The organism is Acinetobacter pollinis (assembly GCF_015627175.1).
Taxonomy (GTDB): domain Bacteria; phylum Pseudomonadota; class Gammaproteobacteria; order Pseudomonadales; family Moraxellaceae; genus Acinetobacter; species Acinetobacter pollinis.
Genome location: NZ_VTDQ01000012.1, coordinates 57,283 through 66,139, shown reverse-complemented (window position 1 = coordinate 66,139; position 8,857 = coordinate 57,283). Strand labels below are relative to the sequence as shown.

General features: G+C 39.7%; 4 protein-coding genes. All 4 read left to right on the top strand.

Translation table 11 applies throughout. From position 1 onward, the window contains the following. Positions 1-10: 10 nt before the first annotated feature. The 4 genes from I2F23_RS06855 to I2F23_RS06840 all read left to right on the top strand — a co-directional run bounded on the left by I2F23_RS06855 (position 11) and on the right by I2F23_RS06840 (position 8,806). Entirely contained in the window at positions 11-877 is an 867-nt protein-coding gene (locus I2F23_RS06855) for a hypothetical protein (RefSeq protein WP_195771815.1), read from the top strand. 142 nt (positions 878-1,019) lie between these two features. Further along, positions 1,020-4,796 carry a tape measure protein gene (locus I2F23_RS06850; protein WP_195771814.1) on the top strand — a complete coding sequence of 1,259 codons (3,777 nt, stop codon included), beginning with the start codon at positions 1,020-1,022 and terminating at the stop codon, positions 4,794-4,796. Beyond that, a complete protein-coding gene (locus I2F23_RS06845) occupies positions 4,797-5,219 on the top strand; it encodes a hypothetical protein (protein ID WP_195771813.1) in 423 nt (140 codons plus the stop codon). It abuts the gene before it with no gap. Positions 5,220-5,236: 17 nt separating this feature from the next. Next, positions 5,237-8,806 (top strand): hypothetical protein, encoded by a 3,570-nt coding sequence (locus I2F23_RS06840; protein WP_195771812.1) that lies wholly within the window; start codon positions 5,237-5,239, stop codon positions 8,804-8,806. The last annotated feature ends 51 nt before the right edge of the window (positions 8,807-8,857 follow it).

The following is an 8,857-nucleotide window of genomic DNA, read 5'->3' as shown; positions in this document are numbered from 1 at the left end:
GGTGCAGATCATGAAGTGTATAGGTTTATGGTTTGTGATGGTGTTGAGTTTATGTGCCTGTCACTTCAATGAGAAAACAAATATGAATCATGACTATACCCTTCACTTTGGGATGCAAGGCATCCAAGACTTTGCCAAATATAGTAAAACACCTGTCGACCAGCAAGCAGGGATTATGAGTTTTTATTCACTCGACTTTACAGAGAAAGATTTGGGCAAGATAACCGTGATTAATGGTGAAGATAGCATGGTGTTAGAGAATGTCTTTGCGGTGATGGGAACACAAATGTTTGATGATCCCAAATATGGGATTCAGATTTTAGATATTGATGCAGGTTTGAATAAAGAAGAGTTTGTTACGCCTAAACAAGCCTACCAAGCTTATGTAAATATCATGCATCAACTGAATGAAAAGGGATGGAAAAACTATGTGTATCCATTTGAGCCTCGTATTGCCAAAGAGGACAACCTAAAATACTTTGCAAACAGTTCGAATATTATTGATCCAACCCATATTTTAAGCTTTGAAGAATGGCAATGGTGTTTTAAGAAAAAATATAGCCTATTTTATCGCTTATATAAGAATGGTATTTTACTAAAGTTTGATATTGATAAAAAAGCGGATAGAGAGACTGCGGACCATCAGATTCAAGAACAATATATGCTGAATTGGTCATTTCAGACCATCCGTTATGATGAAAGAAATACTATTTCTAACTCAGATAAAATGACCCCTGCAGAATTGGAACAAGCATTTAAAAAGGGTCGTATTCGCAATGAAAAATCAAGGGCTGAGGATGAAGCAGAATTTAAAGCCAAAGGTTATCGAATAGATACGGAATATCAAAACCCTGATGTTTGGCAGTATGTGAAGTGATAAATATTTAAAGAATATTTATCACTTTAGCCGTAAAGCCCTGTCCTTTAGACCGGGTAGGATGTCAAAAAAGTGGTAAGAGCAACAACATAACCGACCTGATAATGGTCGGTTTTTCATATTTATATCTAAGAGAAAGTTCATGGCGAATAATGATTTAAATTTTAAACTTGTTCTTAACGCAGACGTTAAAAACTTTGTTTCAAATACAAAGCAATCACAAGAAACAGCACAAAATTTATTTAACTCGATTCGTGATGCTTCTCAAAAGATGACTGCTGAAACCAAGAATACAGGTGATGCAGTTGAAAAGCTCATTTCAGAAACAGCAATTCAAAAAGCTGAACGACTAAGCACAGAGTTTCTTGAAGCAGCGAATGCAATTCGCAATGTCGGTGATAAATCAGTGATTAGTGCTGGTGAACTACTTGCAATGTCTACTAAGGGCGAGCAAGGCATTCAACAGCTTAAAGGAGCATTACAGCTTGCTGAAGCTGAATTGATCCGCTTACAAAGCACAGATGGAACACTCAAAGATATTGAAACGGCGAAAGGTCGTGTATTTAGTTTAGAGGATGCCATTAAGCAGGCATCAAGTGCGTTTAATTTGTATCAGTCTACCGCCGTAAATGCCATGAAAGGCGTAGATGAAACCACACAAAAAACGCTTAATGAAATTCAAAAATTTAGCAGTGTTAACCTCACTGGTATTATTGGCGAAGCACAAACAGTAAAGAGAACAATTGATTCTCTTGGATCAAGTGCCTCAATCAGTGAGAAAGAATTAGAACGACTTGGTAGTTTAGGTGCAAAAAGCTTAGATACTTTGGAAAAAGAACTCGCACAAGCACGTATTGCACTTGTTCAATTGAATCAATCAAGTAATGTATTTTCATTTGCTAAATATAATGAAGCGGCTGAGCGTATACATAGCCTTGAAATGGCAATTGTACTGACAAAAAAAGCCTTTGATGGTCTAGAAAGTAGTTCAAGTAACGGCGTAGAAAAAGTTGCCAATGATGCCAAAAAGGCAAGTCAGGCACTACAAGAAACTTCACAGAAAGCCCAAAAATCAACAAGCGATTTTTCTGCATTTTCAAGTGTATTAACACCAGCTCGTTTCGCCGTTTCCTCATTAACCACAGTATTGATTGGTCTTGGTGCAGTACTTTCGGTTAAGAATCTTGCTGAAACAGCAGACAGTTACAGCAACCTGAGTACACGTATCAAGATTGCCACAGGGGATACAGGTAATTTTACTCAGGCCATGGCTGGTGTTCAACAAATAGCAGTTATGACCAATAGTAGTTTAGATGGGACTGCAAGACTGTTCTCAAAAGTAAACGCCGTTGGTAAAGAGCTGGGCCTAAGTCAAAAGCAAAGTTTAGATTTGACTAAAACCATTAAAATGGCAATGCAAGTTGGTGGTGAGAGTGCTCAAGCGACTGAAGGGGCAATCATTCAGTTAACGCAGAGCTTACAGTCAGGTGTTTTGCGAGGTGATGAATTTAATAGCATCATGGAGCAAGCACCAGCGATTAGTGATGCATTAAAGCGTTCACTAGGTGTAACGACAGCACAGTTGCGACAAATGGCTTCTGAAGGGCAAATTACATCGAATACGCTCATTAAATCTTTACAAGGACAATCATCTTTTATTCAAGGTGAGTTTAATAAGTTCCCTGCAACAATTGGTACAGCAATTAATCGTCTTAAAACTGAATGGGATATTTTTATCGGCTCGATGGATCAGTCTAAAGGAGCATCCAAGACTGTTGCTGAGTGGATTATTTTACTTGCTGATAATATGAAAAGCCTTAGCTTAATCTCTAAAGATGTTGGGCAGGGTTTTGTATGGGTTGGTGATCAACTTAAAAAGATTGATACATCAACCATTACGGCGTTTAAAGGCGCATTGTCTTCTACTTATGATGTGCTTAAACAATTTCTAGCTACAGTTGGAGATTTGGCTAAAGATGTACTGGATGTTTTAGGGACATCGTTAACCAATGCTCTAAGTATATTTTCATCATTTACAGGTGAGGTCACCAAAGGTGGTGAACAGGTCAGTTTCCTGACTCGAATTTTTCAAGGAATTAACATTGCTGTTGGCGCTTTATCTGACGGTATTAGTGGGATTAAGATTGGATTTGAATTACTAACAGGTGCATTGTTTTCTGTTGCATCGGCAAGTAATCGTGCCTTGGCGGCAATGACTTGGGGAGATATAAGTAAGCAATTCTCGGCAAATGCTGATGCCATGCAACAAAAAGCAAAAGAGTATTATGCTCAGGCTGATAGTGATGCAATGGCATTTCAATCAAAGACCTTACAGAATCTTGAAGATGCTGCAAAAAACCAGCAAGAAAAAGATACTGAATCGGTGGCAAGTGCCAAGTCGGCAATGGATCAGATACTTTCTGCCAAGCAAACAGAAGGTGCCAAAAGCAATCAAATTGATGCGGATAAGACTGCCGCCGTACAAGCTTATGCGGAAGCTGCGATAAAAGCCAACCATGGCGCAATGGACGGTATGATGCAAGCCGATCTGATTGCTAAAGGCTATATTGTTACCATGGATCAAGCTGGTAAAGTTAGCGTACAGGCATGGAATAATACGGCAGATGCTTCAGACAAAGCAGGACTGAGTGCAGATAATGCAGCCATTAAAGCAGCACAGGCGCTTGGTGTGGATACAGATGCTGCTTTAAATCGTGTGTCTTCAGGTTTTAAGAACGTTGCACAGGAAATTAGTACGGTTGCGGCAGGATATGACCAAATTAAGGCAAAAGGGGGAAATGCCTCAGCCCTGTTGGTTCAATCACTTCAACAACTACTAGAAAAGGCAAAGAGTCAGGCTGAAATTGATCAAATCAGAAAAATGTATGTTCAGTTTGGTAAGGATGGCAAGTTATCAAGTGAGCAAGTACAGGCTGGTATTGATGGTATTAATGAAAAGCTTGAAAAAACTCCAACTGCATTAAATGAAACACAAAAGGCATTCAAGGTACTTGGGTTAACAATGCGTCAAGAAGCCAATGATGCAGCACAGGTTCAAGTCGATGCTTTTAATACCATGAGTCGCAGTGGTCAAGCCTCTACACAGCAAATCCGACAAGCACTTGTAAATATGGGGGAGAAGATTTATGCCTCTGGGAATCAAGCAAAAATATCCTGGTATGAAAGCCAGCTTGCAATGAATGGTCTTGTTTCTAAGCTTGATGATTTAGGTCATGCATCTGTATCTGTAGATAAAGTGGCTAGTGCTTTATATGGTATTGATGGTGCAACAGAAACAGCCTCAGAAATGTTTTCTAAGCTTGGTGATACCGCAGAGGGTGAAGCGAATCGTGCATCAAATGCTTGGGATAAGACAACTGAGAGCATTAAAGAGGCCAGTGATGCTTGGGGGTCTTATGCTGCGGAAGAAGATGCGAAAAATGCTAAAAAAGGTGGTTCAAGCTCAGGCGGTGGGTCAACCAATATTTGGTATACCAAGGATAATATTTTACAGAAGCTTAAAGATATTGGTTACAGTGATGATGACGCTGAAAGTATGGCTGATAAGCTATATAAACAGTCAGCCGGTGCAAGTAATGTTGGTGCAACAAAAGCCTCTATGGGTTATTTACAACAGCATGGTATTGATCCTGCAAACGCATCCATGATGCCTAACTTTTCTAATCAAATGTATGTCAATGAACAGCTTGATAAATATAAGGCCCAATTTAGACAGCAAAAAGCGATACAAAGTCATCAGCAATCTGCTGAGAACGCCGTTGATACTTCAAGTGGTTCTACACGCACGATTAAGCTTGAATCGAATGGGCAAAGTGCAACGGTACAAGCATCCCAAAATCAGGCAGAAACGTTAGAGAGTATTTTGGAGCAACTAGGTCAACATAAAAAGAGCAGTTAGATGAAGTTAATACGAAGAAGTACCAATGAAACCGTCTCACTTGAAGACGGTTTTTTATGGTCTGATGAATTTAGTTGGAACCCAATTAAGCAAGCTTTGGAGTACGCTGTAGATGGCACACCTATTGTGCAAGAAGGAAGAATGAAAGGTGGTCGACCAATTACGCTACTTGCCAAAAATACCAATCAAGGGTGGATACAGCGTAAGTATTTAAGCCAATTGTATAGTTGGTCATTGCAACAAGGTGAGCAGTTTCAATTGGTTTTTGAATTTCCACATGATAATCGAACGTTTGATGTGATTTTTTACCATGAGAAAACAGCATTTGAAGCATCTCCAGTGAAAGAACAGCCCACAATTTCAGACAGTGATTACTACAATGCCACATTGCGGTTTTTGGAGTTTAGTCGGGCAAATCAATAAATTAATGAGAGAAAACAATGGCGATTGAACCAAAGAACCTAGTCATTTACGGTGCTCAACGACAAACAGATACAGAAGACGGCGGTGGGCAATATAACGGCGTAATTATTCAAGATGGGCAGAGCAATAACTTATTTGATGATGTCAGTGAGTTAGATCGCACGATGGGTAATGTCTCTATGCGTAAAATATTCCCTGCGGTGAATACAAGTGATACAGACAAATTGATGGGTGGTGTTGCCTTTATTGCCCAGAATCCGAATGATAGCGCCGTCAGTGCATCATTATTTTCTACAGCCGATTGGACAGATAAACGTAGTGCTGCACAAAATCGTGTTGAAAACTATCTTGCAAAAGGTGGACAAGGTACAGGGACATTACTCGAAACTGCTTATAAGGGAATGAAACAGTTTCAAACGGTAGCTTTTCCATCCGAGGATTCTTATAGCGTTGGCATAACATTGGTTTTAGCGCAGAACGAAAATAAGGCCAATGAACAAATTCAATTCGTAAGAATCACAGCAGTATCTACTCGAATTGCCAAAATGGTTGTTGATCAAAAAGAAGTTGAATACAAGGTCGCAACTTATAGCATCAGTGAAGCTTTGCTATATGACTTTACAGGGCTTTCAGCAAGACGTTGGTATGCTGGAGATACATCAAATACGATTGTTCGCGAAACGATTGTTGCAGATACGGGGAAGTATTATGCCTCTACAGATATCATTCAAAATGTGAGTATTGGTCAGACGACAGTCAATGCAAAAAGCATTTACACACAATTGATTCCCTCGGCACAGTCAGAAATACCATTGATTGATGTAAATGCGGCAAGTGAGGATGTGGTTCTTATCTCAGGGAATACAAATCCGATTAGCCTTACAAGAAATTTAACCATTGATCCTACTCAAAATTGTTACTTAGGTTCATCAGTACTTCCAAATACGTTAACGTTTTCACTCTTTAATGCTCAAATTAGCGATAAGGGTGGTGAGCTATTCAATAATTCGGGTACAAGTGTTGGTACGGTAGATTATCAAAACGGCTTAATTAAATGGAATTCAGGTGCAGGAACTGGCACGGCGAGTATTATCTTTAATTTTATTCCTGCAGCGGCACCAACAAGACCACAAGAAACGCTACTCATGACAGTAACGGCAGAAAATCGTGCATTGAATTGGACACGTACACTGGCACCTATTCCATCTGTAGGTTCATTAAAAGTTTCCTATGTTTCCCAAGGGAAAGTTTATACATTGCGTGACAGTGGTAACGGCGTTTTAAAAGGCACAAGTGCATTATTTGGTTCAGGTACCATTAATTATGAGACAGGCACGGTACTTTTAACGTGTGGGGCTTTACCGGATGTAAATTCAGGGATTTTATTTACTTGGGGGCAAAACCTACACTTATATAGCCGTGCAGATATGCCAATATCAAAAGCTTATGTGCCGATTGCTTTTGATGCGAATGTCATTGTTCCCGGTTCACTCACAGTGACATGGAAATATGGAGCTGATACCAAAACGGCAACAGATGATGGTCAAGGTAATTTTAAAGGTGATGCAACAGGATCCATTGATTATGGCAATAGTACGGCTAAATTAATGCCGAATGTTTTACCAATGGGAAGCACTGATTTTAATGTGTCGTATGACAAAGGAATTAAAAAGTCAGTCACTTTAAGTGGTACGGTTGGTTCTGAAATTCTGATTGATGGTTCAGGGACATTGAAAGCTGGAAGTATTGCACTTGCCGTGAGTTTTCAAGGCTTAAACAATGTGGGTAATGGTTCTGCAAGTGGTGTACTGCGAACCATGAATTTTTATGATCAAAAAATTGATGATACAAAGGGCCAATTGATTCACCGAGACACAGGAAAGGTACAAGGTACGATCAAATATGTAGATCGTACAATAACGCTGAATCCGAGTGTGAGCTATGCGTATGAAGAAACAAAGTATGCACCGACAATCGATGGCGTTTTCTTTTCATACACATACAAAACTACACGAACAGATACACCGTTAAATAGTGCATTTGCAATTGTGTGTAATTACCGTGATAGTTCAGATGCCTTTACAGCAAGTAGTACAATAACAGCAACAGAATTAAGAGTTGACCTGACAGATGGTTATGCCGAAACGATTCTCTCAGAGTCATTAAGATTCTTACTTGGTGGCGCAACATATATTGATCGTGCAGGGCTGTTATACCGTGATCCATCGGTAATTAATGGCTCGGCAATTTATGCCGGCACATTGCAGTACTCAGGCGGTTTGGTAAAAATAAACTCTTGGAACTCAGGTGCATCAAATGATGTGGCATTACAGTCATTAGTGACAACAATGGATCAACTGAAGGTAGCACGTATCGCTTTTCGTTCTGCTGTGATGCCTTTACGTCCTGAGTCGGTCACAATTACGGCGACAAGAGTGGACGGCGGTACAATTACAATTCAGCCTCCAGCCAATGGTGTCGTGAATACGGCTACTGTCAGTGGGGCTTTTAATTGGGATTATGGATTAGGTCAGTTTTCTTTTCGAGAAAAGACTGAAATCACGACAGCTAATCGCGCAGAGGTTGAAGCTTACCCTTGGTATAACGTCAGTTTTGAATACACAGATGGTGGTAAAACGTATATTGATAAGCCAATTTATGTTTTGTCAGATTCGATTAAGTACAACGCCGTAGGTTATAGCTCTATTCCTTTAGATGCTTCAATTTTAGGTTTGTCTGCAACACGTTTACCTACCGATGGTCGGGTACCTATTTTTCGAGTGGGTGATGTTGCAGTTTTGAGTTCATCTAAATCTTATACTTTACCTGATACGGTTGCTGGTAAAACCTATTCACTTGATGATCAACGTATTTCATTCTGTGAATTAGAAGATGCAAACGGCGTAAAGTTAGATACGAGTTTATATGTCGTAGATTACGATTATGGAAAGTTTGTCTTGAGTGGTGACTTTGCATTAAACAATCTGAAAACGCCGTTATATGCAAAATATCGCTATCAAGATATGGGGTTAATTAGTGATGTACAAATTGATGGACAAATTACTTTAACCAAGCCGATTACGCATCGATATTCTACAGTAGATAGTATTGTGGGTTCGGGTCTAGTGATTGGTGATATGTATGCACGCTATACAAATAAATTCACAGATTCAACGTGGAATAGTGTTTTTAATAGTGTAGCCACAGGTTCTAGTATTTCTGCAAATTATAATGATGCGTTGTATCCCATTCAGGTCACCAATAAAGGCGCAATTCAGGAACGATGGGCTTTAGTTTTCACATCAACCACAGGATTTAGGGTGATTGGTGAATATAGCGGTCAAATTGCAACAGGATCAACAGACAGTGACTGTGCACCGATTAATCCAGTGACTAATGCTCCCTATTTTGTGATTAAAGCAACAGGTTGGGGAACTGGGTGGGCAAGTGGTAATGTACTTCGTTTTGATACAAAAGCAGCAACCTATCCAATTTGGTGTATTCGTACAGTGAAGCAGTCTGAACCATCTTTATTATCAGATCAATTTCAACTCATGCTCCGTGGTGATATTGACCGCAAACTCTAAGTCTTTAACAAGTTTTAGCCCATGCCTCGCATGGGTTTTTTTATGGAAATT

What these genes read in the sequence shown, in the direction of transcription:
- I2F23_RS06845 (WP_195771813.1), top strand. Translation starts at nt 4,797, where the DNA reads ATGAAGTTAATACGAAGAAGTACCAATGAAACCGTCTCACTTGAAGAC.
- I2F23_RS06855 (WP_195771815.1), top strand. Translation starts at nt 11, where the DNA reads ATGAAGTGTATAGGTTTATGGTTTGTGATGGTGTTGAGTTTATGTGCC.
- I2F23_RS06850 (WP_195771814.1), top strand. Translation starts at nt 1,020, where the DNA reads ATGGCGAATAATGATTTAAATTTTAAACTTGTTCTTAACGCAGACGTT.
- I2F23_RS06840 (WP_195771812.1), top strand. Translation starts at nt 5,237, where the DNA reads ATGGCGATTGAACCAAAGAACCTAGTCATTTACGGTGCTCAACGACAA.